Source organism: Pseudomonas sp. JDS28PS106, from assembly GCF_036706555.1.
Lineage (GTDB): Bacteria > Pseudomonadota > Gammaproteobacteria > Pseudomonadales > Pseudomonadaceae > Aquipseudomonas.
Map to the genome: position 1 here is coordinate 1 of NZ_JBAJGT010000025.1, position 26,789 is coordinate 26,789.

The following is a 26,789-nucleotide window of genomic DNA, read 5'->3' on the forward strand; positions in this document are numbered from 1 at the left end:
GCAGGTCGGAGGTCAGTTCGGTGCCGTCGACGATGATCCGGCCCTGCTGGTGTTCTTCCAGACGGTTCAGGCAGCGAATGGTGGTCGACTTGCCCGAGCCGGACGGACCGCACAGCACGATACGCTCGCCCTGGCGCACGTTCAGGTTGATGTCCTTGAGCACGTGGAACTGGCCGTACCACTTGTGGACGCCTTCCATGCGGATCATGCCTTCTGCGCCCAGGGCCTGGGCGTTGGCTGGTTTCATGGCGATGCTCCTCTCGTCAGTGCAGGACGCTTTGCAGAAATTCACGAGTCCGGCTGTGTTGCGGCGCGGAGAATATCTGCGACGGCGGCCCCATCTCGACAATCTTGCCGCCGTCGAAGAACACTACCCGATCGGCGACTTCCCGGGCGAAACCCATCTCGTGGGTCACCACGATCATCGTCATTCCCTCCGCCGCCAGGCCTTTCATGACCGCCAGTACGTCACCGACAGTTTCCGGGTCCAGCGCCGAAGTCGGCTCGTCGAACAGCAACAGCCGCGGCTTCATCGCCAGCGCGCGGACGATCGCCACCCGCTGCTGCTGACCGCCGGAGAGCTCGGACGGGTACCCATCGGCCTTGTGCCGCAGGCCGACCCGGTCGAGCAGCGCCAGTGCGTTGCTTTCGGCTTCGGCACGGGTGGCGCGCTTGAGCTTGACCGGCGCCAGCGTCATGTTGGCCATGACGCTCATGTGCGGGAACAGCGTGTAGTCCTGAAACACCATGCCCACTTCTTCGCGCAAGCGCGCCAGCGCCTTTCGGTCGCCGGCCTTGACCGACTCGCCGCCATCGATGACCACGCTGCCGGCCGAGGGCTCTTCGAGGCTGTTGAGACAGCGGATGAAAGTGGATTTGCCTGAGCCGCTGGGACCGATGATCACCACCACTTCGCCTTCGCGCACGTCCAGGTCCACCCCCTTGATGACCGGGTGCTGACCGAACGTCTTGTGCAGACCGCGCACGGTCAGCAGGGTCTTGCTCGCAGGCGTTCTCATAGGCCGGCCGTGGCGCGGGTCAGCGCCTGGAGCCGCTGGTTGGCGGCCTCCACACGTTCGCGACGCGCCTGACTGGCCTGGCGCTCGCCGGCTAGCCGTTGCCCGGCGCGCAGCAGGCTGGGTTGCAGGGAAGCGAGCGATGGCCCGCCAGCCGATGTACGACCCTGCACGTTGGCGGTCGGGTCAAGGCAGTCACGGACTTTGTCTGCCGGCAGGTTCAGGGCATGGCCCAATTGTTCAACGGCGCAGGCATCGACCATGGCCGTGTCGATGCGGTGCGCGGGAAGTCCGGCGTCCATGGCCATGCGCACGGCGCCGCCGACCACATGATGGGCCTCGCGAAACGACAGGTTGGCCTCGCGCACGATCAGGTCGGCGAGACCCGTCGCGGTGGAGAAATCCTCCCCGGCGCGCTTGATGGCAAGTTCGGCGTTAGGCCTGGCGGTGCGCAACACCAGATTCAGCAGCTTGAGGCAGCGCAGGCTCTCCTCTGCCGCCTCCCAGAATCCGCGGGTGCCCTCGCGGTTGGCATCGCCGGTGTGGGAGAAATTGGTGCCCTTGATGGTAACGCTGGCCCCCATCAACAACCCGACGATATGGCCGGTGCGGCCCTTGAGGTATTCGAGCACCGTCGGGTTCTTCTTTTGCGGCATGATGCTGGAGGTGGCGGCAACGCTGTCGGGAAAGTCGATCAGGTTGAACTCGTGGGTACTCCAGACAAAATAGTCCTGCGCCACGCGGCTCCAGAACACCGACAGCAGGCTCAGGTGCGAGAGGCTTTCGATGATGAAATCCCGTGAACCGACGGCGTCCAGCGCGTTGTCCAGATAGCCGTCGAAGCCCAGCAATTCGGCGGTGCGCGCCCGGTCTATGTCGAACGGCGTGCCGGCGAAAGCGGCCGCGCCCATCGGGCTCTGGTTCATGCCTTCCAGTGTCTGGGTCAGACGCCGGCAATCGCGTTCCAAAGCTTGCTCCACCGCCGATAGGTAGTAGCCGTAGGTGATCGGTTGCGCCGGTTGCAGGTGGGTATAGCCCGGCATGACGACCTCGGCGTAGCACTCGGCATTGTCGATGGCGGTCTGACGGACCTGGATCAGCTCGTCGATCAGGTCCATCAGCACTTCCCGGCAACGCAGGCGGTCGACCGTCGCCAGAATGTCGTTGCGGCTGCGACCGGTATGCAGCCGGCCGCCTATGTCGGTGCCGATATGGCCGATCAGGTGGGCTTCGTAGTTGAAATACGCATCCTCGCGGGAAGGATCGAGGGCGACCTCGCCGGGTCCCGCCGCTTCCATGTCCAGCACGCCTCTGGCCAGCACGGCCGCGTGCTTGTCCTCGATCAGGCCCTGTTCGGCCAGCATGACGATGTGCGCCTTGTTGATGTTGCCCAGCGTGTCGAATCCTTCGGCGAACCCTTGCAGCCGAGGACGGTAGATGTACTCGTTGACTTCCGGGGCGGTAGTTTCCTTCAGGCGCCGGCTGACTTTGGATTCTTGCATGTTGAAACCTCTTCAATGGTTGCACGCGTCACCGGGCGAGCCAGACGACGTTCGAGATAACGGCTGAGCCAGCTCAGCAGCGAACAGATTACGAAGTACACCAGCAGCACCAAGCCGTAGACGGTGAACGCGGGGCTGACGCCGCTCATGACGGTGTCGCGCTCGATGATGATCTGGCCGACCTTGAGAAACTCGCTGACGCCTACCAGCGCGCCCAGCGAAGTGGCCTGCACCAGCATGGTGAGCAGACCGGTATAGGCCGGAAGAATGGCGCGCATCGACTGCGGCGCGATCACATGCAGATAGATCTGCCATGGCCGCAGGCCCAGCGCCCAGGCGCTCTTCCACTGGTGGCGGGCCACCGATTCCAGGCCGCCACGGACGATCTCGATACCGTTGGCGCTGCCCCACAGGGTCAGGCCGGTGGTCACCGCAGCGAACGGGCTCAAATCCAGACCCAACATCGGAGCGCCGAAGAAGATGAAGAACACGTTGACGATCAGCGGGATCGAGCGGAACAGCTCGACATAGGCATGAATCGTCCACCACAGCACGCGGTTCTTGACCGTTGCCAGCACTCCCAGCACGGTCGAGATCAGCGTGGTGAACGACAGGATCACCAGCGCCAGGCGCAGGGTCATCCACAAACCCTTGGTGACGAACGCCCAGTTTTCGATCAGAAAGTTCATGCTTGCCTCACTGCTGGAAAGGTCGTTGCAAATGAGCCGAGAGACGGCCCGTCAACAGCGCCAGAATCCCTACCAGCACCAGGTAGATCACGCAGATCGCACTGAACATCTCGATGGCGCGGAAATCCGTGGCGATGCGGTCGACCGCCACGAAGGTCAGTTCGGCCAGACCGATGGCCTGCAGGTAGGAGGAGTTCTTGAGCAGCGAGATCGCGGTGTTGAGCATCGCCGGCAGACTGGTGCGCAAAGCGATTGGCAAGGCGACCAGACGGAAATACTGGCCGGGCTTGAGGCTCAGCGCCATGCTGGCTTCGCGCATGCCGTGCTCTACGGTGGCCAGACCGCCGCGTACGTTCTCCACCTGATACGCCCCGGCCCACAACGACAGACACAGCACGCCCGACCAGAACAGCGACAACTCCAGCCCCACTGCCGGCAGCCCGTAAAAGATGAAGAACAGCTGGACCAGGATCGGCGTGTTGCGGATCAGTTCCACATACAGCGCCACGCATTGCGCCAGTACCGGCACTTCCATGACACGGGCGGCGCCGCCCAGCACGCCGATCAGCAACGAGCAGGCAATGGCAAGCGCCGTCACCCGCAGCGTCATCCACACGCCGTCCAGCAACGCGGGCCATTGGCCCAGCAGGTAGTTGAAGTCGAAATCCATGAGCGATGCCCGATCAGAGAGCTTCGGCAGGTTTTGCCTGCTCGAAGACGCTGATGTAGTAGCTCTGGATGTTCTGCGGCACGAACTGCTCGATCCAGCCACGGAACAGCTTCTCGTCATGCATGCGCGCCACCGCGGCGCTCAGGTAGTCGCGCCACTGTTCTTCGTTCTTGCGCACGCCGATGGCGGCATCGGAGATCTGGAACGGCTCGTTGAGCAGCCGTGCGTCCTTGTCGTTGTCGGCAACCACCACCAGGGTCGCGGCATCGTGGGTATAGGCGTCGGCGCGGCCCTGACGGAACGTCTGCAGCGCGTCGGCTGCGCTGTTCATGCGCAACGTCTTGACCTCGGGCATATGGTCCTCGAACCACTTCGCCTGGACCGAGCCCTTGAGCGTGGCAAGGGTCTTGCCCTTGAGGTCGGTGATCTTCTGCACCGGGCTGTCCTTCTTCACCACCACGTCGCTGGCGCCCCAGCGGTAAGGCGTGCTGAAGTCGATGACGCGCAGCCGTTCCGGGGTCACACCCAAGGTCGCGATCAGGAAATCGACCTTGCGCCCCAGCAGTTGCGGCACCCGGTTCTCGGCGGTGACACAGGTGAACGACACCTTGTCCTTCGAACCGAGCGCCCACAGCGCGACCTGTTTGGCCATCTCTACTTCGACGCCCGCGAACTGTCCGGAATTATCCTGAAAGCCGTACGGCGGCTGGTCGCAACGGACACCGGCCCGCAGTTGACCGGCCTCCTTGATCTGCTCGGGAACCGCGGGAAGCTCGGCCGCCCGGGCCTGGACAGTCGTCAGGGCCAGGCATGAAAAAGCCAGCGCGGAGCCGAGGAATTTGAACGAAAACGACATGCTTGCCTCCTGGTTACATAGCAGCACCGCCAGACGCTGCGCGCCGGACGACACCATGAAATACAAGGGCAGAAATGAGATAAGGTGCGGCGTTTTTTTATGCTTATGACTGCCGTATGCTCGATAGCATCGCGTTCCGTCTGGTGCGGCGACGTCGATGTGAAACAGTTATAAAGCCTGTTTCCCATGCGAACAAATGACAATTCGTCTGTCTCCCATACCGTTTTGATATGGCCTTTTATGAATTTCAAACAGGTCGAAGCCTTCCGCGCGGTAATGCTCAGCGGCTCCATGACGGCTGAGGCGGAGTCTCTGCACACCTCGCAACCCAACATCAGCCGGCTGATCGCGCAGCTGGAACGCAGCAGCGGTTTCAAGCTGTTCGAGCGTGTCGCGGGACGCCTGTTGGCTACCGATGAAGGCGCTGCGTTGTTCGAGGATGTCGAGCGAGCCTTCGTGGGCTTGCACAGCCTGGAGCAGTCGGCGCACAACATCCGGCGTGGCGGGACCGGCCGATTGCGCATCGGCGCAGTGCCGTCGTTGACGCTGACCATCCTGCCCAGGGTGATCCAGCGCTTTCGCCAGCAGAATCCCGATGTGGCGATCTCGATTCACACCAATGACTCGCCCACGGTCGCGCACTGGGCGGCATCACGATTCTGCGATATCGGCCTGGCGTCCTATGTGGGCGAAGAAATGCCGGGCGTGGACAGCAAGGTCATCTGCGATCTGCCTGGCGTCTGCGTGTTTCCCAAGGGCCACGCGCTGAGCCGGCTCGAGTCGGTGCAGGCCGAGGATCTCAAGGGCGAGGAATTCATTTCCCTGTCGCAGAACGACGGCTCGCGCCTGCGCATCGACCGGGCGTTTCCCGACGACAAGGCGTATCGCAAACTGAATCTGGAAACCCACCACGCGGCAACGGTATGCGCGCTGGTCGGGCTTGGGCTGGGCGTGAGCATCGTGAGCCCGCTGGTGGCTCACGAGTATCGGCATACCGGGATCGAAACCCGACCTTTCATACCGCAGATCCGTTTCTGGACCTACCTGCTGGTGCCGGCGGACCGGCCTCAGAGCCTGCTGTCACAGCGCTTTGCGGCGTTGATCGAGGAGATGCTTGGCGAGGCGGCCGTTCAATTGCAGTGATCAGCGCGGCGGCCTCGCCAGCAAGCTGGCTCCTACGCAGAAACATGTAGGAGCCAGCGGGCGGCGATCCGTCTTGCTGGCGATATACCGATCTTTCAGCTACTTCGGCGCAATAGCGCCATCAACCAGCACCTGCGCCTCGGCCACCAGACGCTTGAGGTGATCTTCGCCGATGAAGCTTTCGGCGTAGATCTTGTAGATGTCCTCGGTGCCCGACGGCCGAGCGGCGAACCAGCCGTTTTCGGTCATGACTTTCACGCCACCGAACGACTGGTCATTGCCAGGCGCCTTGCTCAACACGTTCTGGATCGGCTCGCCGGCCAGTTCGGTAGAGGTGACCTGCTCGGGCGACAGCTTGCTCAGCAGAGCCTTCTGCTGCGGGTTGGCCTTGGCGTCGACGCGTGTGGAGAAAGGTTCGCCCAATTCGGCAGTCAGCGCGCGGTAGATTTCGCTCGGATCGCGATCTTTGCGCGCAGTGATTTCGGCTGCCAGCAATGCCGGAATCAAGCCGTCCTTGTCGGTGGTCCAGACCGAGCCGTCGCGACGCAGGAAGGAGGCGCCAGCGCTTTCCTCGCCGCCAAAGCCCAGCGAGCCGTCGAACAGACCGTCGGCGAAGTATTTGAAGCCCACGGGCACTTCGTACAGGCGACGGCCCAGACGCGCAGTCACGCGGTCGATCATGCCGCTGCTGACCACGGTCTTGCCCACGGCCGCATCGGCGCGCCATTCGGGACGGTTCTGGAACAGATAGTCGATCGACACCGCCAGGTAGCTGTTGGGCGTCATCAGGCCGCCTGTCGGCGTCACGATCCCGTGCCGGTCGTGGTCGGGGTCACAGGCAAACGCCACCTGGTAGCGATCCTTGAGGCCGATCAGGCTTTGCATCGCGTGGCTGGAGGATGGGTCCATGCGGATCTGACCGTCCCAGTCGACGCTCATGAAGCGGAATGTCGCGTCGACGAACGGGTTGACCACGTCCAGGTTGAGGCCGTAGTGCTCGCCGATCGCCTCCCAGTAGCGCACGCCCGCGCCGCCCAGCGGATCGACGCCCAGACGCAGGCCGGCCCCGCGAATGGCGTCCAGATCGATAACGCTCTTGAGGTCGGCGACATAGGTATTGACGTAGTCATGGCGGTGAGTGGTGTCGGCACGCAGGGCCTTTTCATGGCTGATGCGCGAAACGCCCAGGACCTTCTCGGCCAACAGCTCATTGGCCTTGGTCTCGATCCACTTGGTGACGTCGCTGTCCGCCGGGCCGCCGTTGGGAGGGTTGTACTTGAAGCCACCACTCTGCGGCGGGTTATGGGACGGGGTAATGACAATGCCGTCAGCCAGCCCGGAGGTGCGGCCGCGGTTGTAGCAGATGATGGCATGGGACACGGCAGGCGTCGGGGTGTACTCGTCGCCTTCGGAGATCATCACCTGAACGCCATTGGCCGCCAGCACTTCGAGCGCGGTCGCCGCAGCGGGCGTGGACAATGCGTGGGTATCGGCGCCCAGGAACAGCGGACCGTCGATGCCCTTGCTCTGGCGATACAGACAGATGGCCTGGCTGATTGCCAGGACGTGCCATTCGTTGAAGCTCAGCTCGGTGGACGTGCCACGGTGGCCGGACGTACCGAACGCCACGCGCTGGGTGGCGACCGAGGCGTCAGGCTGGCCCGTATAGTAAGCCGTGACCAGACGCGGGATATCGACCAGCAACTGTGCGGGTGCCAGCTTGCCGGCGAGTGGACTGAGACTCATACAACCTCCATGGAGAAAACGGACTGCGAAAAAGAAAAAAAGCCGAGCCGAGGGACGAAGCACGGCGCCGGTCGAACGAGTGCGTGGCAGTTTACTGGCGATTCGACAGTCCTGCTCGGCTATCGATCCCTAAGTCTCTGATTGAACGGGACGCCACCACTGCGGGAGCAGTTGCTGTACCTTGCGGTCCGCAAAGCGATCGTCGATCAGCATGACCACGCCGCGGTCGGTCTGGCTGCGAATCACCCGGCCAGCTGCCTGGACAACCTTCTGCAGGCCCGGAAACAGATAGGTGTAATCGTAGCCCGCACCGAACAGGCCGGCCATGCGCTGCTTGAACTGCTCGTTGACCGGGTTGAGCTGTGGCAGGCCAAGGGTGGCGATGAACGCGCCGATCAGCCGTGCGCCGGGCAAATCGATGCCTTCGCCAAACGCGCCGCCCAGCACTGCGAAACCGATGCCCTGATTGTCTGGCGTAAAGCGATCGAGGAATGCCTGGCGCTCGCCTTCGCTCATTCCCCGCGCCTGCTGCCACAGCGCGATATCGGGGTGTTCGCGTTGCATCAGTTCGACGACCTGTTGCAGATAGTCGAAGCTGCTGAAAAACGCCAGGTAATTGCCGGGCCGCTGCTTGAACGCATCAGCCATCAAGGCCACGATGGGCGCCAGCGATGCCTGCCGGTGATTGAAGCGGGTCGACACCCGGCTCACGATGCGCACGTCCAGTTGCTCATGATGAAACGGCGACTCGACATCGATCCAGGCCGTATCGGTCGGCAGGCCCAATAGATCCGCATAGTACTGCCGAGGATTGAGCGTGGCGGAGAACAGCACCGTGGTGCGCGCCGCCTTGAGCCGGGGCTGGATGAAACCTGCCGGCACCACATTGCGCAGCGTCAGGCGCGAGACGCTGCGCCCTCGCCCGGCCTCGCGCTTGGCAATGTCGAAAATGAACTGCTCATCGAACAGCTCGGCGATCCGCACGAAACCGATGGCGTCGAACCAGAAGTTCTGCAGACCTCCATCGCCTCCATGCGGCTGCTCGTTGAAATAGTCTCCCAGGGCGGTCACGCACAGGTTGAGATGCTCGACGAATTTTGCCGGGACCTGACTGTAGGCCTGGTACGGCGCGACCTGCTCCTTGTGCAGCGCATTCCACTGCCGGCTCAGGCGCTGCAAGGGTTGCTTCAGAATCTCCGGGGCGGTTTGACGAAGCTCGTTGAGCCGGTATTGATCGATGCTTGCGCTGTACATGTGCCGGGCGCGCTCGACCATGTTGTGCGCCTCGTCCACCAGCACCGCCACGCGCCACTGATTGAGCTGCGAGAGGCCGAACAGCAAGGCGCTGAGGTCGAAATAATAGTTGTAGTCGCCGATGACCACATCGGACCAGCGTGCCAGCTCCTGGCCCAGGTAATACGGACAGATACCGTGCGCCAGGGCAATCTCCCGGACCTGCGCCTGGCCCAGTTTCGAACGCTGCACCGCAGCCAGGCGCGCCGCCGGCAAGCGCTCGTAAAAGCCTTTCGCCAGCGGGCAGGAATCGCCATGGCAGGCTTTATCGAGATGTTCGCAGGCTTTGTCCCGGGCAACCAGCTCCAGCACCCGCAGGCGCAGGTCCGGCGCGCTGTCGCCGATTACCGAGAGTGCATCCAGGGCAAGCTTGCGCCCTGGCGTCTTGGCGGTCAGAAAGAAGATCTTGTCCAGTTTCTGTCCGGGTCGGGCCTTGAGCAGCGGAAACAGCGTGCCGATGGTCTTGCCGATGCCGGTTGGGGCCTGAGCCATCAGGCAACGGCCAGTGCTGGCCGCCTTGTAGACCGCTTCGGCCAGGGGGCGCTGACCGGTTCGAAATGCAGGGTGAGGAAACGCCAGCCGCGAGAGGCCTTCGTCCAGCTCGCGGCGATGGCGCAGCTCTTGCTCGGCCCAGTCGAGGAACACCGCGCACTGCCGGTCAAAGAACTCGCCCAGCGCCTCGGCGCTGAAACGCTCGTGCAACACGGTCTCGCGCTCGGTAACGATATTGAAATACACCAGGGCCAGGGTGATTTCGCTCAGCTGCGCCTGTTGACACAACAACCAGCCGTACACTTTCGCCTGAGCCCAGTGCAGCTGCCGGTGGTTGTCGGGAATGGCCTCGAAATCGCCTCGATAGGTCTTCACTTCTTCGAGCCGGTTGCAGGTGGCGTCGTAGCCGTCCGCCCGGCCGCGTACCGTCAGGTTGCGGTAGTCCCCGCTCAGCGAAACCTCGCTGCGGTAGCCCTGGCCGCGGCGCGAGGCCACGATGCGGTGCCCGGCAATGCCCTCCTGAGCCGTGGGTGACGGCGTGAAACGCAGGTCGAGGTCGCCGGTCTTGGCCGTGAATTCACACAGTGCCCGCACGGCGACGACGTAGCGGTCGGGCGCCAAGGCGCTTTCGTCGACACCCTCGGCAGGCGGCGTCGATTCGGCAATTGCGGATACGGGAGAAGTCACTGCGCGGAATAGCCATGAGGGTGAGGCACTGGATGGGCGTACAGATATCAGGCCAGGCGCAGGCTGGCAAATATATTTGGATCGACGGCCGCCCTGAGACGGCCGCCAGACGGGCTGCTAAGAGGGTGTTTACAAAATAGGCGAGCGAAGGCAAGACAAGGCGAAATCGGTCGAAAAAGCGGAGTTTACATACAGCAAATGAGCATTTTGAGACCGATTTCAACGCCGTATTGCCGAGCGCAGCCATTTCGTCAACACCCTCTAAGGGTCAGCGCCCCGACATCACCTCAACGATGGGCTGTCCGCTCTGAGGATCAAGGGTACGGATTCGCGCCTTGTCCGGATCCGCGGCGCGAATCCGGGCAATGATCGAACGCTCATCGGCAAAGTCCACCCGCGCCTTGCGGTAGAGACTCTGCACGCCCTCAAGACTCAGTCCGCTGATATCGGTCAGCCATTGCAGCACCTGCTCCGGCGCTCCGCCGCCTTGCAGCGCCCTGTGCAGATCCGGCAGCGCGACCAGCATGCCCGGATGGCAGCGCCGCAGGAACGGCTCCAGATCACGCCCTTCATCGACAAAGGGCGACATGAGCATGCAGACCAGTTGCGGTTCGCCCAAGCCATATCCTTCCTGAGCAAAACCCGCCGCCAACTGACGCCGTGCCTCGATGCGCTCGTCTCCTTGCCAGGCGGCCATTGCCTGATCGATCAGCCGCTGTGGCATCTGTTTGCGGCGCATCAGCAGCTTTGCCAGTTGCAAATACTCGGCGATACCGTCCGCGTACCGGCGCTGCTGAACATGTTGAGCTCTCAACCCACGCAGGTGCGCCATCAGCAAGGGGTTGGCGCAATCGGATTCGCTGAAGCTGAACGCCAGCTCGTCGAAGCGAAAACCGAGAAACTCGGTCAGCAGATTCCAGTGCTCCTCGACTCTGCAGCTGACCAGATCGGCAATGGGGATCAGGGCGGGCGCGGCAGCCTTGCCGCCGGACGGCAACGGGCGTTGAGCCTGCTCCTGCGGGTCGCTGCCATACAGTTCCTGATTCCGTGCCTGACCAAGGCCCTCGATCAGACGCAGGGCAGCACCCAGGCTCTGGGTAGCCCAGGGTCCGCCGCCCTGCCCGCTGGTCTGCGCCAGCCGCGCCAGCCAGCCGCCGTAACGTTTCTGCTCGCGACGCGAATCGCCGCTGACCAGTGCATCCACGCCGCCGCCCGCAGCCGCGGCGCGGGTCACGAAGTCGCCCAGGTTCAGGTAGCAGCTATGACAAAAGGTGCTGCGACTGTCGCCCCCCGACAGATGACCGGCGATGAGCATGTCCGAGCGGTTCTGTTCGCGACCGGCGCTGGAGAACGGCAGGTCCGGCTCGAACGGCTGGGTGTACTGATTGTCGATCACCAGCATTTCGACACGTGGATCGTCATACAGAAACAGCGCGGCGTAGCAGCGGTGGATATTGTCCATGACCGCCGGAGTGATGCCGGCATGGCGCATCGTGGCGACACGCAGGTGGAACGTACCTGGCGCGCGGCAGGCGATGCTCAACTGGGCGGCCCGCATGAAAGCCAGCGTATAGGCGCTGTCCTTGCCGCCGCCGAAGGCCACCAGCGCCTTGAAGCTGGACACTTGCTCGATGCCGCCCGCCGCGACAATCAGCCGCTGGATCAGCAACTGCAACGCGGTGCGCTCGGCGCGGGTGAAATAACCCAGCAAGCGCTGCAGCACCTGCTGGTACACGTAGTTCATCGCCTGCTCATGAATAGTGCTCATCGTTGCCTACCCGCCCCTGACCAGACAGGCGAATACACACAGGAGCAGTTCTCATCATCGAGCTGACAGCCGGATTCATAATCGAGCATGACTCATTCCCTGAGTAATATTTACAGCTTTATTATCGGCATCCCGTCGACAATTACAATGAACAGATCCGCAAGTTGCAGTCCAACTTTTGCCAACCCGTTCATGAAACCGCAAACACGACGTTCAGCCGTAATTCATTCTGCTACATGTACGCAAGCGGGTTCTTGGAATGGCGCGAAGCCCCTCCATAGCAGGCCTGCCGGGCGTTTCCCTGTTATCCCGGCAATACCGACCACGTACCGCTGCTCAATGACTCAAGTAAGATATATCCATATCAGTACAAAGTATCTGTCAGCCATTTTAAACAGGGTTAATCATCTGATTAAACATGCAGGCGCGCCGACAAATTGATTTCGAAACAATTTTCGATTATTCATCCGCCCATAAAAAAGCCTTCCATCGAGGAAGGCTTCCAGACGCGCGAACGATTATTCCTGGACCGGTTCCAGTTCCAGCACCGCGCGACCGCCAATCGGGCAGTTATCCATATAACGGTGAGCCTGCACGACCTGCTCAAAGGTGAAGGTGCGGGTCAGCAACGGCTTGAGCACCCGGTCGGCGGTCAATTGGTTGATCTCGCGCAGCGCCCGCTGCAGTGCCTCGGCATCCTGAACGATGGCGAGTTCCGGCTTGCCGGTGAAGTTGCTCAGGCAGTGCACATAGAACTGGATGTTCTTCTGGAAGGCCGCGCACGCCGGAAACGGCGTCTGGTTGCCGCCCTGCAGGCCATAGAGCACCAGACTGCCGCGCGGCGCCAATACATCGCCCATGATCGACATCTGCGGCCCGCCAAGCCCATCGAACACGGCATCCACGCCGCGTCCTTCAGTGAACTTGCTCACCGCCATCAACAGGTCCTGCTCTTCGGTGACCACGACCTTGTCGGCTCCCAGCGACAGCAGATACTCCCGGGCATCCTCGGTCTTGGTCGCGGCGATCACCCGCGCTCCGAGCGCCTTGCCCAACTGGACGAAGTTGGGACCTGCGCAATGACTGGCGTCGGTCACCAGCACGCTCTGACCAGGCTTGATACGCGCCAAGTCCACGTAGGCGAAGTAGGCGACCAGATAAGGCGTGTAGTGGACACTGGCCTCCACCGGCGTCAGCAGCTCCGGATAACGGGTCAGCGCGGTGCGCGGCATGACAACGACTTCGCCGTACGCCGGATGCTGATTGGCATCGGCGGCGGGAAAGCTCGCCACGCGGTCGCCGATCGACAGGTCGTCCACGCCGCTGCCCAGCGCCGTGACCACGCCTGCCATCTCGTAGCCCAGACCCGCCGGAAGACGCGCATGGGTCGGTGCAAGATTTTGCCGCCAGAGTACGTCATACCAGCTGATGCCGATGGCCTGCACACGCACCTGCACCTCGCCGGGAGCAGGCGACGCGACGGGGTGCTCTTCGATCTTGAGCACTTCGGCCGGGCCGAACTGGTGAAAACGGATCATGCGGGACATTGAGAACCTCGCCTTGGAAACCTTGATGCCATGAACTCTATCCGGGCGAAGCCGGCAACTCTATCAGTGGCTATTAATAGTCGACATGCCTGCCATCGATTGTCATGTACAGGCTGCATAACGGGTCAGACCACGCGGTGGAGCCGATGTGCGATCGGCCGCCATTGTTCGCATGTGCGCCGGACATTGCAACCGCCAGCGCGCCGCTGTTCGCCAGTGCAGCCTTTTCGTACGATGCGCAGGAATTTTTCGGTGCGCGGCGCGGCCATTTGCTCGTACTATCGCAACCTGCTTACGCACACCCATGACCCATGGCCGGGACCCTCAGTATGAACCGCAACGACCTGCGTCGCGTTGACCTCAATCTGCTCATCGTTTTCGAGACCCTGATGCATGAGCGCAGTGTCACCCGCGCCGCGGAGAAACTGTTCCTCGGACAGCCAGCGATCAGTGCGGCGCTGTCACGTCTGCGTGGCCTGTTCGACGACCCGCTGTTCGTGCGCACCGGGCGCAGCATGGAACCCACCGCTCGGGCCGCGGAAATCTTCGGCCTGCTGTCGCCGGCGCTGGACTCGATCTCCACCGCGGTCAGCCGCGCCTCGGAATTCGATCCGGCGACCAGCACCGCCGTGTTCCGCATCGGCCTTTCCGACGACGTCGAGTTCGCCTTGCTGCCCACCCTGCTCAAGCGGCTGCGCTCGGAAGCGCCAGGCATCGTGCTGGTGATCCGTCGGGTCAACTACATCCTGATGCCGGCGCTGCTGGCATCCGGTGAAATCTCGGTTGGCGTGAGCTACACGCAAGACCTGCCGGCCAACGCCAAGCGCAAGGTCTTGCGCCGCAGCAAGCCTCAGTTGCTGCGCGCCGATTCGATTCCCGGCCGCATGTCACTCGACGACTTCTGCGCCCGCCCCCACGCGCTGGTGTCTTTCGCCGGCGACCTGAGCGGCTTCATCGACGAGTACTTGCAGGAGATGGATCGCAAGCGCCACGTGGTACTGGCCGTGCCGCAGTTCAACGGGTTGGCGACCCTGCTGACCGGCACCGACATCGTCGCTACCGTCCCCGACTACGCCGCGCAAGTGCTGACCGCCGCCGGCGGCGTGCGCGCCGAAGACCTGCCGCTGGAAACCCGAACCTTCGAACTGCACATGGCGTGGCGCGGGGCGCAGGATAATGATCCGGGGGAGCGGTGGTTGCGGTCGCGGATTCAGATGTTTTTTGGGGATCCGGATAGTCTCTAGAGAAGTCGTGGGTGGCGTCAACCGCTGCTCATACGACCTTCGCTCAGCAAACCCACATTCTGATCAATACACTCCTGGATCATGCGCAAGGTGTCCTGAGTAATCAGCTGTGGGCACAACTCCTCGGCGATAGTCGAAAACCGGCTCGCCACCTCACAGATGCCGTCGATTATTCTGGCTGCAGCGGCAGGCGGCACCTCCGCTTCCTCCGCGAGACGAAGCATTTGCGTGCGGGAAATCGACAGGGCTTCTCCCATCACATCCATCTGGTGATAGCCACCGGAGCCTTCGCAGAAGGTCACGTCGTAAGCCGGCGACAGTCTCCATTGACCGTCCCGCGACATGATGTAGGCGAAGTTTTTCGGATGATCGTCTCTGTTGTTGAAGGCAACGTTGAACACAGCACGTTCAAAGGCCAGCGCCATCTCTCGCACGTCGTTGGTACACATCAGTGTTGCCCGCAGGAAGTTGACGTAGTCCAGCACACCCGGTGACTGGTAGTTTGCGCCGGTAAATGCCGCGAGGCTTTGCATGGGGATGCGCAGACCATCCTGACGGTCGAACCGTTTGCTGGCGAACGCTGCCTGTCCGTCGGGCAGACTGAAGTATTGCGTGTCAGGGGTCTCGATATCGCACAGGCGCAGGCATTCGGCATAGACCATTTCGATAGCGCATACCTCTGCATGCTCTTCCCTGGCCGGGAACTTGACCAACCAGGCTTCGAAGCCTGGCGTCACTGCTGTGGTAAACCCGCCGGTTTCGGGGTCGCGATAGACGAGAGCCTTGGGTCTTGCACCTTGGGGCGAGCCGCCCACCTGCAGCAAAGTCTGCAGAAATCCGCCGCCGTCTCCGTGCAGTACTTCCCGTACTTCGGCCGCAAGCTTTTCCAGTGGAATGTGGACTTCAGAGTTCTGCCCTTCGGGCGCCACGGGTTCGAAGGTCATGGCACCCATCGCATGGTCACCTATGTAGGTCAGCCGTTCCAGTGGGCCAATCCGGGCCGTGGAGAGTCCGCGCAACCTGAACATCCGGTCCATCAGCAACATGCCCCACCCATCTGGCAACGCATCGTAAACAGGCCCGGGCAAGTAAAGCTGATGCCCCGGAAAATCCCGACGCAACTGGGTTCCCTTCAACGGCAGCCTGTAGGAAGACAGTTCCAGGCGTTTCTGTCTGGCTTCATTGCTGTACTCGAACACAATCAACGGGCGCCCGGTAAGTGCCGTTGTAGAGACCAGCGTGCCCCACAGCCATCGCTCACCCCAGCCCTCATAGAAGACATTCACCTGCTCAGGCATTGTCGGACTTCCTCTTGATACGAAGACGTCTTGCGCTGCTTTCATAGCGTCGAACATCGTCGATGCTTTCCAGTCTGGGCAGGAACAGGCTTTCGAGTTCAGCGGCGCGGCCAAGCGCCATTGCCACACGGACCAGGTTCTCGAAACCGACATTGCGTCCCGCTTCGAGGTTCGACACGGTGTTAACGCCGATGCCAGCGCGCCCGGCCAGTTCGGACTGTGTCATTCCCAGCGCCATGCGCTCTATGCGCAAGCGGTCGCAGAGGCGCTTGACGACCTCGTTCGGCTTGCTGAAGCTCAGATCCAACATAATGCGCGCCCAGCCCGTTTGGTGACGATGATTCATGAAATGAGGAAGCAGACATCTTACCCGCTCAACCAGTATAAATCCTATATCTTGTGTCTTATGACAGAAATATGCACATAAGCCACAAGTTACTGGAATTAACCGTTGGGTTGAATACGGAGAACCCAGGCTGTTTGCGCGATTCGGTGGGTTAGCACCTGCCAGCGTCCAGGCTTATTCAGCTTTGCAGCAAAGAAAGAAACACCCTGAAGCTTCTTGGCCGGGCCTGCCGTCTGCAACACCTTTCACGCCTTTCTCGCCAAGACCATCCCGGAGGTCCGGATAGCTTGGTGCAGAGCCTTTCCAGAGCAACGCCGCAGCTTAGTGGCATAACGCCCTTCATGAAAAAATTTACATCAATCCGGATGATATTGACCTTCGGTTTATTCGATTCGTTAATAGTAAGGCCCCGGCACCAGAATCCGCCCATTCCAACAATTGGCGGGTTTCCCAATGTCTCAGTCATTCTCCCATCTGCGCTATCCCCTCACCGCCCTGGCCTTGATCGTGATAAGCGCCTGCGGGCGTGCGCCTGAGGCCACGACCGCTCCGGCGGCCGCCAAGGTCAGCATCGCCAAGGTCCTGGAGCAGCCCGTCAACGAATGGGACGAGGTCACAGGTCGTCTTGAAGCGCCGGAAACGGTCGAGGTGCGTCCTCGTGTGTCCGGGCAAATCGACCAGGTAGCCTTCACCGATGGCTCGCTGGTCAAGAAAGGCGATCTGTTGTTTCAGATCGATCCGCGTCCGTTCCAGTCCGAAGTGCGTCGTCTCGAAGCCCAGCTTCAGCAGGCCCGCGCCGTGGCTTCGCGCAGCCAGAACGAAGCCGAACGCGGCGAGCGGCTGCGAACCAACAACGCGATTTCCGCGGAGCTGGCCGATTCGCGCGCGACCGCCGCTCAGGAAGCCAAGGCCGGCGTTGCAGCGATCCAGGCGCAACTGGATCTGGCCCGCTTGAACCTCAGCTTCACCCGGGTGACCGCGCCGATCAGCGGCCGTGTCAGCCGCGCGGAAATCACCGCAGGCAACATTGTGACCGCCGATGTCACGCCACTGACCAGCGTGGTCTCCACCGACAAGGTCTACGCCTACTTCGACGCCGACGAGCGCGTCTTCCTCAAGTACACGGATCTGGCGCGCAAGGGCCAGCGTGGTCAGACCACCCCGGTCTATCTGGGTCTGTCCACCGAGACCGGCAACCCGCATCTGGGCCAGATGAACTTCGTCGACAACCAGGTCAACCCGCGCACCGGCACCATCCGCGGTCGGGCCGTGTTCGACAACACCGACGGCAGTTTCACGCCGGGTCTGTACGCAAGGCTCAAGCTGGTGGGCAGCGGCACCTACTCGGCAGTGCTGATCAGCGATGAAGCGGTGGGCACCGACCTGGGCAAGAAATACGTACTGGTCATGGACAAGGACAACAAGCCGGCCTACCGCGCCGTCGAGCTGGGGCCGAAGATCGAAGGCCTGCGCATCGTGCGCAGCGGTCTGGGCAAGGACGACACCATCGTGGTCAAGGGCCTGCAGCGTGTGCGCCCCGGTCAACCGGTGGACCCTGAAGTTACCCAGATGGCCAGCGCCGACACCCTCGCCCTGCTGCTCAAACAACGCCAGGCCCTCGAAGCCAGCAATCCGCCAAAAGCGACGCCCAAAGCGGACGTCAAACTCGCCAGCGCCAATGCGCCTCGCGGCTAAGGGACTTGTCCGATGAACTTCTCCAGATTCTTCGTTTCACGGCCGATCTTCGCGGCGGTGCTGTCGCTGTTGGTGTTGATCGCCGGTGCGATCTCGCTGTTCCAGCTGCCGATCAGTGAATACCCGGAAGTCGTGCCACCGACTGTGGTGGTGCGCGCCAACTTCCCCGGCGCCAACCCCAAGGTGATCGGTGAAACCGTCGCATCGCCTCTGGAACAGGCGATCACCGGCGTCGAGAACATGCTGTACATGTCGTCCCAGGCCACGGCCGACGGCAAGCTGACCCTGACCATCACCTTTGCGCTGGGAACCGACCTGGACAACGCCCAGGTGCAGGTGCAGAACCGCGTGACGCGTACCGAGCCCAAGCTTCCCGAGGAAGTGACGCGCATCGGCATCACCGTGGACAAGGCATCGCCCGACCTGACCATGGTCGTGCACTTGACCTCCCCCGATGACCGTTACGACATGCTGTACCTGTCCAACTATGCGGTGCTCAACATCAAGGATGAACTCGCTCGTCTCGGCGGCGTGGGCGATGTGCAGTTGTTCGGCATGGGCGATTACTCGTTGCGCGTATGGCTCGATCCGAACAAGACCGCTTCGCGCAACCTGACCGCGACCGACGTAGTCAACGCCATCCGCGAGCAGAACCGCCAGGTTGCCGCCGGCCAGCTGGGCGCGCCGCCCTCGCCGAATGCAACCAGCTTCCAGATGTCGATCAATACCCAGGGCCGTCTGGTCAGCGAGGAAGAGTTCGAGAACGTGGTGATCCGCGCCGGCGCGAACGGCGAAATCACCCGCCTCAAGGATGTCGCGCGAGTCGAGCTGGGCTCGAACCAGTACGCCCTTCGCTCGCTGCTCAACAACAAGCCGGCGGTGGCGATCCCGATCTTCCAGCGCCCCGGCTCCAACGCCATCGACATTTCCAACGATGTGCGGGCCAAGATGGCCGAACTCAAGAAAGACTTCCCCGAAGGCATGGACTACAGCATCGTCTATGACCCGACCATCTTCGTGCGCGGCTCCATCGAGGCGGTGATTCATACGCTGTTCGAAGCGCTGGTGCTGGTCGTGCTGGTGGTGATTCTGTTCCTGCAGACCTGGCGTGCCTCGATCATCCCGCTGGTGGCAGTTCCGGTGTCGCTGATCGGTACCTTCGCCGTGATGCACATGTTCGGCTTCTCGCTCAACGCCCTGTCGCTGTTCGGGCTGGTGCTGGCGATCGGGATCGTGGTCGACGACGCCATCGTGGTGGTGGAGAACGTCGAGCGTAACATCGAGCTGGGACTCGATCCGGTGGCCGCCACCCACAAAGCCATGGGCGAAGTGACGGGGCCGATCATTGCCACGGCGCTGGTGCTGTGCGCGGTGTTCGTACCGGCCGCGTTCATCTCCGGCCTCACCGGCCAGTTTTACAAGCAGTTCGCACTGACCATTGCCATTTCCACGGTGATCTCGGCGTTCAACTCGCTGACCCTGTCGCCGGCGCTGGCGGCGGTACTGCTCAAAGGTCACGACGCGCCCAAGGACCGTTTCTCGCGCTTCCTGGATCGTCTGCTCGGTGGCTGGCTGTTCCGTCCGTTCAACCGCTTTTTCGAAAAAGCCAGTCACGGCTACGTCGGTACCGTGGCGCGCGTGATCCGCAGCAGCGGTATCGCCCTGCTGGTCTATGCCGGGCTGATGGTCCTGACCTGGATGGGTTTCTCCAGCACGCCGACCGGCTTCGTGCCCAGCCAGGACAAACAGTATCTGGTGGCGTTCGCTCAGTTACCTGACGCCGCGAGCCTGGACCGCACCGAAGACGTGATCAAGCGCATGTCGGATCTGGCGCTCAAGCAGCCGGGCGTGGAAAACGCTATCGCCTTCCCTGGCCTGTCGATCAACGGCTTCACCAACAGCCCCAACAACGGCGTGGTGTTCGTGTCGCTCAAGCCGTTCGACCAGCGCAAGGACCCGAGCCAGTCGGCCAACGCCATTGCCGGCGCGCTTAACGGCCAGTTCGCGTCGATCCAGGAAGCCTACATGGCGATCTTCCCGCCGCCACCGGTTCAGGGCCTGGGCACCATCGGCGGTTTCCGCCTGCAGATCGAGGACCGCGGCAACCTGGGTTACGACGAGCTGTACAAGGAAACCCAGAACATCATCGCCAAAAGTCGCAGCGTGCCTGAACTGGCCGGTCTGTTCACCAGCTATACCGTGAACGTACCGCAGGTGGATGCCGCCATCGACCGCGAAAAGGCCAAGACCCATGGCGTGGCGATCAGCGACATCTTCGACACCTTGCAGGTCTACCTGGGCTCGCTGTACGCCAACGACTTCAACCGCTTCGGCCGTACTTATCAGGTCAACGTGCAGGCTGAACAGCAGTTCCGCCAGGACGCCGACCAGATCGGGCAGCTCAAGGTGCGCAACAATCTGGGCGAAATGATCCCGCTGGCGACCTTCGTCAAGGTCAGCGATACCGCGGGTCCGGACCGGGTGATGCACTACAACGGCTTCATCACCGCCGAAATCAACGGCGCGGCGGCGCCGGGCTACAGCTCAGGCCAGGCCCAGGCGGCGGTGGAAAAACTGCTCAACGAAGAACTGCCCAATGGCATGACCTTCGAGTGGACCGACCTGACCTACCAGCAGATCCTGTCCGGCAACACCGCGCTGTTCGTGTTCCCGCTGTGCGTCCTGCTGGCCTTCCTGGTGCTGGCCGCGCAGTACGAAAGCTGGAGCCTGCCACTGGCGGTGATCCTGATCGTACCTATGACACTGCTTTCGGCCATTGCCGGGGTCATCATCGCCGGGAGCGACAACAACATCTTCACCCAGATCGGCCTGATCGTCCTGGTGGGTCTGGCGTGCAAGAACGCGATCTTGATCGTCGAGTTCGCCAAGGACAAACAGCTCGAAGGCATGAACCCGCTCGATGCGGTACTGGAAGCCTGCCGCTTGCGTCTGCGCCCGATCCTGATGACGTCCTTCGCGTTCATCATGGGCGTGGTCCCGCTGGTGATTTCCAGTGGCGCCGGTGCCGAAATGCGCCATGCGATGGGTGTTGCAGTGTTCTCGGGCATGCTCGGCGTGACCTTCTTCGGTCTGCTGCTGACGCCAGTGTTCTATGTCCTGATTCGTAACTTCGTCGAGCGCCGGGAAGCCCGCAAGGCCGCCCGGGCGCAGAAACTGAACACGCTGTCCGCGGAGATGCATTGATGAGCGCTTTGAAACTCTTCGTTCCCGGCCTGCTGGTCATGGCGCTGGCCGCATGTGCGGTCGGCCCGGACTACAAGGCGCCGCAGACCGCGCCGGCCGCGCTCGGCGCGGCCAGCCACGGAAACTACGATCGCAGCCGGCTCGATGCCTTGTGGTGGCACCAGTTCGCCGATCCCGCGCTGGACAAGCTGGTCACCCGCTCGCTGGAAGGCAACCGCGATCTGCGCGTCGCCTTCGCGCGACTGAAGTCGGCACGGGCGATTCGAGACGACGTGAGCAACGACGCGATGCCGGTGGTGACCGGCCGGGCCAGCAGCGAATTGGGCAAGGCCCAGCAGCCCGGCCTCACTGATCGGCGGGTGAACGCCGAGCGTTACGACCTGGGCCTGGACATGGCCTGGGAACTGGATCTGTTCGGACGCATTCAGCGCCAGCTCGAAGCCAGCGACGCGGACCAGGAGGCGGCCGAAGCCGACCTGTACAACCTGCAAGTCACGCTGATCGCCGAAGTGGTCGATGCCTACGGTCAGTTGCGCGGCGCTCAGTTGCGCGAAGCCATTGCCCGGGACAATCTGAAAAACCAGCAGAACTCCAAAGGCGTAACGACTCAATTGCGCGATGCGGGCGTCGGCAACGAACTGGACGTGGTGCGGGCCGATGCGCGGCTTGCCGCGGTCGAAGCCAGCCTGCCGCAACTCCAGGCCGAACAGGTCCGGCAACGCAACCGGATCGCTACCCTGTTGGGCGAGCGTCCGGAAAGCCTCAGTGTCGATCTCAGCCCGGGCGAGCTGCCGGCGATCACCAAGGCGCTGCCGATCGGCGATCCGACCCAGGTCCTGCGTAACCGGCCTGACGTGCGCGCCGCCGAACGTCAGCTCGCGGCGGCCACCGCGCGAATCGGTGTGGCGACGGCCGACCTGTTCCCACGCGTGAGCCTCAGTGGTTTTCTGGGCTACACCAGCGGCCGAGGCTCACAGCTTGGTTCTTCCGCCGCCCGAGCATGGGCGCTAGGTCCGAGCATCACCTGGGCCGCTTTCGACCTGGGCAGCGTAAGGGCGCAGATCCGTGCCGCGGACGCCGATGCGGAAGGCGCGCTGGCCAACTATGAGCAGCAGGTGTTGCTGGCGCTGGAAGAATCGGAAAACGCATTCAGCGACTACGACAAGCGCCAGCAACGCCTGGCGTCGCTGATGCGCCAGAGCGAAGCCAGCCGCGCGGCAGCCCGACTGGCCTCGGTGCAGTACCGTGAAGGCACGGCGGACTTCCTGGTCCTGCTGGATGCCGAACGCGAACGCCTGGCCGCCGAAGATAGCCAGGCCCAGGCCGAAATCGACCTGTATCGCGGCATCGTCGCCATCTACAAAGCGCTGGGTGGTGGCTGGCAGCCACAGGCGACCGACGTCGCGCAGCGCTAGCTCAGCGGCATCGCATACTGGTCAGAAAAACCCGCACTCTTGAAAGCTGCGGGTTTTTCTTTTTGTAACGGCGGCGAGTCAGGATCAGCGTTTGACAGCGAGCGGTCTCTGCACCGAAGCTGCACGCTATCAAGGACCGGATTGTGCCATGCCCCGATTGTCGTCAAAGGGCGCCTCGCCTTCATACTCCCCGCGCCGCCGCAACCAGATCGTTCTGGCAGTCGCGGCGTTGCTGATCATGCTCGGTCTGCTGGTCTGGTCGTGGCAAGATCAGCAACCCCCCGCCCCGGCGAAACCGAGTCAGAGCTATAGCCAGACGCTGGAACTGGCGCGCAACGGTAAACCCGGCGCCGCTCGGGTGCTGTACCAGCAACTGACACGTACCGACCTGTCCGATGCCAGGCGCATCGCCTTGCTCGCCGAACTGCGCAACTACCCCAGTCCCCAGGCGCTGAAGCTGCTCGATGTTCAGTTGCGTCACGATTCGCCCGCGGTACGCGAAGCTGCGATTCAGGCGTCCGGCAGGCTGGTCGCCCGGGATCAGCTCGCCAAGGTGCTGGGACCGCTGCTCGAAGATGCGTCACAGGCGGTCCGGTTCAGCGCGGCCATGACCCTCATGACATTGTCGCCCGATGAGCTCGGGCTGTATTTCGCGGCGCAGCAGCACAGCGTGGATGCGCTCAAGGCATTCCTGGTGACACAACCGGGCACCGCGCAGAATCAGCTGAAGCTTGCGCGTTGCTACGAACAGAGTGGCGACAGCGGCCGCGCGCTGGATGCCCTGCAGCGCGCCATCGCCGCCGAACCGGACAATCTCGAAGTGGCACTCGCCCGGATCGAACTACTGGATCGCCAGGGCCAGGGTGATCAGGCGCGCGAGCTGTTCGCCCGGCTACTTGAGCGCAACCCGGATTCCGCGCCTCTGCAGCACGCCTTGGGTGACTGGCTGTTGCGACACGATCAGGCCGAGTACGCCCTGCTCAGTCTCGCCAAGGCCGTGGAACTGGAACCGCGCAACGGCGGTTATCGCTATGACCTGGCAGTAGCCCTGCATGCGCTCGATCAACTCGAACCCGCGCAGAAACAGCTCGCGCAGATTCTCCAGGATGACCCGGCGAACCGAAGCGCGCGGGTCCTGCTGATCGAGTACTGGAAGCAGGCGGGGCAATTGCAGAACGTCCAGGTGCTGCTCGCCGAGCTGGAACAACAGAACCCGGACGACCCTGCGTTTCAGCAAGGGCTCTGATGCGGTTGCGCACCGCCCTTTGGCACGGGGCGAATTATCCCGCCGGATACTCGATTTCGGAAATAACTTACAAGCTCCTTCATCAGATAAGACAAAGCACCGCACAAAGTAGTGATCGGAACAGTACTTTCAACTATCAATTTCATCCAGACAGTTTTCTCGCGCGAAAAAAACGTGCATCATTTGCGCGCTACTGAATATAAAGACTCATTATCCACCGCGGTACTGGCTGGAACGCTAAGTTTCATCATCGACATCGCTGGGGTTGGGTAGCAATCAACGAGCGGACAAACCAGCGCTAATGGCTGGCGTGTCGCTCAATTGGGCCGGGCACGGCCACTTCACTGTCGGAGTATGTTATTTGTCCAGACTTGCCGAGTTTCGCGCAGCAGAAAAAGCCCTTCAGGAACAGCTGGCTCAGCTGGAAACGTTGAAGAACGATGCGGGCCTGAAGAAGGAAATCGAATTCGAACAGAAGCTCCAGGACCTGATGGGCAGCTATGGCAAGAGCCTGCGCGACATCATCGCGATCCTCGATCCTGCCAGCAGCGCCAGCCTTATCGCGCCGGCCGGTCCGAAGCGCCGTCGTGCCCGTGTGGTGAAGGTGTATCAGAATCCTCACACCGGCGAGCTGATCGAGACCAAGGGCGGCAACCATCGCGGCCTGAAAGCCTGGAAAGAACAGTATGGCGTAGACACTGTCGATTCCTGGCTGCGCGCCTGATCAATATCGAAAACTCAGCCCTGCACTTGCAGGGCTTTTTTATGCCCGACGGAATATTCGATGCCCCTATTCCCTCGTCGCATGGAGCGCAGGTAACGCCTCAGTATATAACCCGGCCCCGGACCCTGCCCGTTGGAATACTGACGTCAATAAACTTTCATCGCATCCATGTTATTGCCGGCGCCGCACTTGTGCGTTACGAACTGAAAGATCCCCGAAGCGTAACGGAGGCAATACAAGTGAATTTTGTTTAATGCGGGAAATTTCCTAATATACCGACAGACCGTTCCGGATCAGCCCGACGGACGTCTCAGAGCTTCACACATTTTTCACATCAATTCTTAGATGATGAAGACCGCTAAAGGAATAGCGCCCCAATGCCCGCTTCGGCGGGCTTCTTTTTGCCTGCGAAAAACCCTTTGTGCGTCAAGGTGCTGCATCTTCAAGCTCAAGCGATTGCCGAATCCGCAGCACTTCCTCTCGACTGGCCGCATAGGCCTGCGCGGACCCGGCGTACGACAGCGACCATGCCATACCCGTGCCCGCCGCCGCGACCAGGGTCTGGCTCAGCACATGCACGCCGTTCTGCGTGACCGTACAGGTGGTCTCGAGCGCTGCGACTCGCCCCAGTTGAGTTTCCTTGACGTGCGTGCAGGCGCTCTGTAGTCCGCTGCGAGCGAAATTGACCTGCACCGCCTTGCGCATCTCCAGCAGCACGCCCTGTACGTTGACCTGGTGCCCGACGGCCAGTGGCGTCTGGGTGAGTTCCATGACCATGATCTGGTTACCGGCCTGATCGTTCTTCACCGCACGTTGTCTGACCTGCAGGCCCCGCTCTTGCGGGTCGGACGTCGTCGGCAGCGCTTCTATCTGCCAGCCTGGCGGCCAGGTGATCCGCGGTTCGGCTGCACTGACGTGGAAGACCGCGAGCAGGAGGCACACACCTGGCAGGAAGGCTGTCGAACGCATTGCTGTCATGGCCCTGGGCTGGAGAACGGATTGCAGAGTCTGAGGCCGCGGACGGGCCCGGGCAAGGGATAAACCCGTGCAGACGTTTGGCACCTGAAGCCAGGTTCCGTATCATTTGGACATATTCGAACACTCAGTTGGAGAGAAACATGAGCTTGCAAGCACTCAACACATTCCCGGGCGTCACTGCCGAGCCGGAGGCTGCAACCCAACAATTCGTGTTCAACCACACGATGCTGCGCGTCAAGGACGCCACCGCTTCCCTGGACTTCTACACCCGTGTTCTGGGGTTCAGCCTGGTGGAGAAGCGTGACTTCCCTGAAGCCGAATTCAGCCTCTACTTTCTGGCACTGGTCGACAAGGCACAGATCCCGGAAGACGACGCGGCCCGCACGCTGTGGATGAAGTCGATCCCGGGCATTCTCGAGCTGACCCACAACCACGGCACCGAAAAGGACTCGGCGTTCTCCTACCATGACGGCAACAGCGATCCGCGCGGCTTCGGTCATATCTGCGTTTCCGTGCCCGACGTCCAGGCGGCCTGCGAACGTTTCGAGAAACTGGGCGTGACCTTTCAAAAGCGCCTGTCCGACGGCCGCATGAACAGCCTGGCGTTCATCAAGGACCCGGATGGCTACTGGGTAGAAATCATTCAGCCGGCGCCGCTGTAAGCGCGCTTCAAGCTGTAGGAGCCAACTGTCTTTCGACTCTCTCCGATGAGCGGGCGCAGCCCGCCTCATCCAGGCGTCGTCATACCGGCTGATCCCTCCACGGGGTTCCATCCCGCGCCATGGCGTTCAGGCGTATCAACAGCACCCGCATGCACGCCACCAAGGCCACCTTTGCACACTTGCCGTTCGCGAGCAGCGCGTATAGCGCGCTTTGAAGTCGGCATTATGGCGTACCATCACCAACGCGCACATGTACGCCGCACGACGCAGTTTCGCCCGCCCACCGTAGATGTGGCGCTTCCCGTTCTTAGCGCCGCTGTCGTTGTTATACGGGGCCACACCTGCCAGTGCAGCGATCTGTCCGCGACTCAGATCGCCCAGTTCAGGCAGGTAGCAGAACAGGCTGGCAATCGTGACCGGGCCAACGCCTTTTATGGCGCACAACCGTTCCAGCAATTCGCAGTCGACCCGGCGAGCTTGTTCGTCAATACGCCTGTCGACCGCTTTGATCATCTCTTTGAATTGGTCATCCAGCACGCGATAGCTTTCCACCACATAAGACACGTTG

Annotated in this window: 21 protein-coding genes and 1 pseudogene; 8 read left to right on the plus strand and 14 right to left on the minus strand. The window is 62.0% G+C overall.

Annotated features, from left to right (window positions below):
* The 6 genes from TRP66_RS23195 to TRP66_RS23220 form a co-directional block, all read right to left on the minus strand.
* Positions 1-247 (minus strand): ATP-binding cassette domain-containing protein (locus TRP66_RS23195; RefSeq protein ID WP_333407869.1); only part of this gene is annotated, 247 nt, incomplete at its 3' end.
* Between the two features lie 16 nt (positions 248-263).
* Positions 264-1,019, minus strand: a complete 756-nt coding sequence (locus tag TRP66_RS23200; RefSeq protein WP_333407871.1) for an amino acid ABC transporter ATP-binding protein — start codon at positions 1,017-1,019, stop codon at positions 264-266.
* Positions 1,016-2,518 (minus strand): argininosuccinate lyase, encoded by a 1,503-nt coding sequence (argH, locus tag TRP66_RS23205; protein ID WP_333407873.1) that lies wholly within the window; start codon positions 2,516-2,518, stop codon positions 1,016-1,018. The genes TRP66_RS23200 and argH overlap by 4 nt, the downstream gene beginning before the upstream one ends.
* A complete protein-coding gene (locus TRP66_RS23210) occupies positions 2,488-3,207 on the minus strand; it encodes an amino acid ABC transporter permease (RefSeq protein WP_333407875.1) in 720 nt (239 codons plus the stop codon). The genes argH and TRP66_RS23210 overlap by 31 nt, the downstream gene beginning before the upstream one ends.
* A 7-nt stretch (positions 3,208-3,214) precedes the next feature.
* A complete protein-coding gene (locus tag TRP66_RS23215; RefSeq protein ID WP_333407877.1) occupies positions 3,215-3,877 on the minus strand; it encodes an amino acid ABC transporter permease in 663 nt (220 codons plus the stop codon).
* Positions 3,878-3,890: 13 nt separating this feature from the next.
* Complete coding sequence (locus TRP66_RS23220; RefSeq protein ID WP_333407879.1) at positions 3,891-4,733, minus strand: transporter substrate-binding domain-containing protein; 843 nt, start codon at positions 4,731-4,733, stop codon at positions 3,891-3,893.
* A 240-nt stretch (positions 4,734-4,973) separates the two neighbouring features.
* Between TRP66_RS23220 and TRP66_RS23225 the strand changes: the two genes are divergently transcribed.
* On the plus strand, positions 4,974-5,876 hold the full coding sequence (locus tag TRP66_RS23225) for a LysR substrate-binding domain-containing protein (RefSeq protein ID WP_333407881.1): 903 nt from the start codon (positions 4,974-4,976) through the stop codon (positions 5,874-5,876).
* Between the two features lie 99 nt (positions 5,877-5,975).
* Here the strand turns inward: TRP66_RS23225 and pgm are convergent, their stop codons facing one another.
* The 4 genes from pgm to TRP66_RS23245 form a co-directional block, all read right to left on the minus strand.
* A complete protein-coding gene (gene pgm, locus TRP66_RS23230; RefSeq protein WP_333407883.1) occupies positions 5,976-7,622 on the minus strand; it encodes a phosphoglucomutase (alpha-D-glucose-1,6-bisphosphate-dependent) in 1,647 nt (548 codons plus the stop codon).
* A gap of 129 nt (positions 7,623-7,751) precedes the next feature.
* A complete protein-coding gene (locus TRP66_RS23235) occupies positions 7,752-10,028 on the minus strand; it encodes an ATP-dependent DNA helicase (protein WP_333407910.1) in 2,277 nt (758 codons plus the stop codon).
* A 334-nt stretch (positions 10,029-10,362) separates the two neighbouring features.
* Positions 10,363-11,862 carry a hypothetical protein gene (locus TRP66_RS23240; protein WP_333407885.1) on the minus strand — a complete coding sequence of 500 codons (1,500 nt, stop codon included), beginning with the start codon at positions 11,860-11,862 and terminating at the stop codon, positions 10,363-10,365.
* Positions 11,863-12,380: 518 nt separating this feature from the next.
* Entirely contained in the window at positions 12,381-13,409 is a 1,029-nt protein-coding gene (locus TRP66_RS23245; RefSeq protein ID WP_333407887.1) for a zinc-dependent alcohol dehydrogenase family protein, read from the minus strand.
* Between the two features lie 329 nt (positions 13,410-13,738).
* On the opposite strand from TRP66_RS23245, the gene TRP66_RS23250 reads away from it, so the two are divergent.
* Positions 13,739-14,653, plus strand: coding sequence for a LysR family transcriptional regulator (locus tag TRP66_RS23250; RefSeq protein ID WP_333407889.1), 915 nt, complete (start codon positions 13,739-13,741; stop codon positions 14,651-14,653).
* Positions 14,654-14,670: 17 nt separating this feature from the next.
* On the opposite strand, the gene TRP66_RS23255 is transcribed toward TRP66_RS23250, so the two are convergent.
* Positions 14,671-15,951 (minus strand): type II toxin-antitoxin system HipA family toxin, encoded by a 1,281-nt coding sequence (locus TRP66_RS23255; RefSeq protein WP_333407891.1) that lies wholly within the window; start codon positions 15,949-15,951, stop codon positions 14,671-14,673.
* Positions 15,944-16,261 (minus strand): helix-turn-helix domain-containing protein, encoded by a 318-nt coding sequence (locus TRP66_RS23260; RefSeq protein ID WP_333407893.1) that lies wholly within the window; start codon positions 16,259-16,261, stop codon positions 15,944-15,946. Before TRP66_RS23260 ends, TRP66_RS23255 begins: the two co-directional genes overlap by 8 nt.
* Positions 16,262-16,750: 489 nt before the next feature.
* Here TRP66_RS23260 and mexE point away from each other — a divergent pair, with 489 nt between their 5' ends.
* From mexE to TRP66_RS23285, 5 genes are all read left to right on the plus strand, one after another.
* Positions 16,751-17,992 carry a multidrug efflux RND transporter periplasmic adaptor subunit MexE gene (mexE, locus tag TRP66_RS23265; protein ID WP_333407896.1) on the plus strand — a complete coding sequence of 414 codons (1,242 nt, stop codon included), beginning with the start codon at positions 16,751-16,753 and terminating at the stop codon, positions 17,990-17,992.
* Positions 17,993-18,004: 12 nt separating this feature from the next.
* Entirely contained in the window at positions 18,005-21,196 is a 3,192-nt protein-coding gene (locus TRP66_RS23270) for an efflux RND transporter permease subunit (protein ID WP_333407898.1), read from the plus strand.
* Positions 21,196-22,611 carry a TolC family protein gene (locus TRP66_RS23275; RefSeq protein ID WP_333407900.1) on the plus strand — a complete coding sequence of 472 codons (1,416 nt, stop codon included), beginning with the start codon at positions 21,196-21,198 and terminating at the stop codon, positions 22,609-22,611. The genes TRP66_RS23270 and TRP66_RS23275 overlap by 1 nt, the downstream gene beginning before the upstream one ends.
* 148 nt (positions 22,612-22,759) lie before the next feature.
* Positions 22,760-23,857 (plus strand): tetratricopeptide repeat protein, encoded by a 1,098-nt coding sequence (locus TRP66_RS23280; protein WP_333407901.1) that lies wholly within the window; start codon positions 22,760-22,762, stop codon positions 23,855-23,857.
* A gap of 361 nt (positions 23,858-24,218) precedes the next feature.
* Entirely contained in the window at positions 24,219-24,581 is a 363-nt protein-coding gene (locus TRP66_RS23285; RefSeq protein WP_333407903.1) for a histone-like nucleoid-structuring protein, MvaT/MvaU family, read from the plus strand.
* Positions 24,582-25,007: 426 nt separating this feature from the next.
* Here TRP66_RS23285 and TRP66_RS23290 read toward each other — a convergent pair whose 3' ends face one another.
* The gene (locus TRP66_RS23290; protein ID WP_333407906.1) at positions 25,008-25,559 is read right to left on the minus strand and encodes a DUF4946 domain-containing protein; all 552 of its coding nucleotides are present in this window, start codon (positions 25,557-25,559) and stop codon (positions 25,008-25,010) included.
* Between the two features lie 140 nt (positions 25,560-25,699).
* Between TRP66_RS23290 and gloA the strand changes: the two genes are divergently transcribed.
* Complete coding sequence (gene gloA, locus TRP66_RS23295; protein WP_333407908.1) at positions 25,700-26,221, plus strand: lactoylglutathione lyase; 522 nt, start codon at positions 25,700-25,702, stop codon at positions 26,219-26,221.
* 79 nt (positions 26,222-26,300) lie between these two features.
* On the opposite strand, the pseudogene TRP66_RS23300 reads toward gloA, so the two are convergent.
* Positions 26,301-26,789: pseudogene (locus TRP66_RS23300) on the minus strand (transposase); the annotation flags it as partial.

Excerpts from the sequence above, each read along its gene's own strand:
- TRP66_RS23280 (WP_333407901.1), top strand. The coding sequence starts at position 22,760 with ATGCCCCGATTGTCGTCAAAGGGCGCCTCGCCTTCATACTCCCCGCGC.
- TRP66_RS23260 (WP_333407893.1), bottom strand. The coding sequence starts at position 16,261 with ATGTTGGATCTGAGCTTCAGCAAGCCGAACGAGGTCGTCAAGCGCCTC.
- TRP66_RS23250 (WP_333407889.1), top strand. The coding sequence starts at position 13,739 with ATGAACCGCAACGACCTGCGTCGCGTTGACCTCAATCTGCTCATCGTT.
- mexE (WP_333407896.1), top strand. The coding sequence starts at position 16,751 with ATGTCTCAGTCATTCTCCCATCTGCGCTATCCCCTCACCGCCCTGGCC.
- pgm (WP_333407883.1), bottom strand. The coding sequence starts at position 7,622 with ATGAGTCTCAGTCCACTCGCCGGCAAGCTGGCACCCGCACAGTTGCTG.
- TRP66_RS23240 (WP_333407885.1), bottom strand. The coding sequence starts at position 11,862 with ATGAGCACTATTCATGAGCAGGCGATGAACTACGTGTACCAGCAGGTG.
- TRP66_RS23255 (WP_333407891.1), bottom strand. The coding sequence starts at position 15,951 with ATGCCTGAGCAGGTGAATGTCTTCTATGAGGGCTGGGGTGAGCGATGG.
- TRP66_RS23200 (WP_333407871.1), bottom strand. The coding sequence starts at position 1,019 with ATGAGAACGCCTGCGAGCAAGACCCTGCTGACCGTGCGCGGTCTGCAC.
- TRP66_RS23210 (WP_333407875.1), bottom strand. The coding sequence starts at position 3,207 with ATGAACTTTCTGATCGAAAACTGGGCGTTCGTCACCAAGGGTTTGTGG.
- argH (WP_333407873.1), bottom strand. The coding sequence starts at position 2,518 with ATGCAAGAATCCAAAGTCAGCCGGCGCCTGAAGGAAACTACCGCCCCG.
- TRP66_RS23275 (WP_333407900.1), top strand. The coding sequence starts at position 21,196 with ATGAGCGCTTTGAAACTCTTCGTTCCCGGCCTGCTGGTCATGGCGCTG.
- TRP66_RS23270 (WP_333407898.1), top strand. The coding sequence starts at position 18,005 with ATGAACTTCTCCAGATTCTTCGTTTCACGGCCGATCTTCGCGGCGGTG.
- TRP66_RS23215 (WP_333407877.1), bottom strand. The coding sequence starts at position 3,877 with ATGGATTTCGACTTCAACTACCTGCTGGGCCAATGGCCCGCGTTGCTG.
- TRP66_RS23290 (WP_333407906.1), bottom strand. The coding sequence starts at position 25,559 with ATGACAGCAATGCGTTCGACAGCCTTCCTGCCAGGTGTGTGCCTCCTG.
- TRP66_RS23245 (WP_333407887.1), bottom strand. The coding sequence starts at position 13,409 with ATGTCCCGCATGATCCGTTTTCACCAGTTCGGCCCGGCCGAAGTGCTC.
- TRP66_RS23220 (WP_333407879.1), bottom strand. The coding sequence starts at position 4,733 with ATGTCGTTTTCGTTCAAATTCCTCGGCTCCGCGCTGGCTTTTTCATGC.
- gloA (WP_333407908.1), top strand. The coding sequence starts at position 25,700 with ATGAGCTTGCAAGCACTCAACACATTCCCGGGCGTCACTGCCGAGCCG.
- TRP66_RS23225 (WP_333407881.1), top strand. The coding sequence starts at position 4,974 with ATGAATTTCAAACAGGTCGAAGCCTTCCGCGCGGTAATGCTCAGCGGC.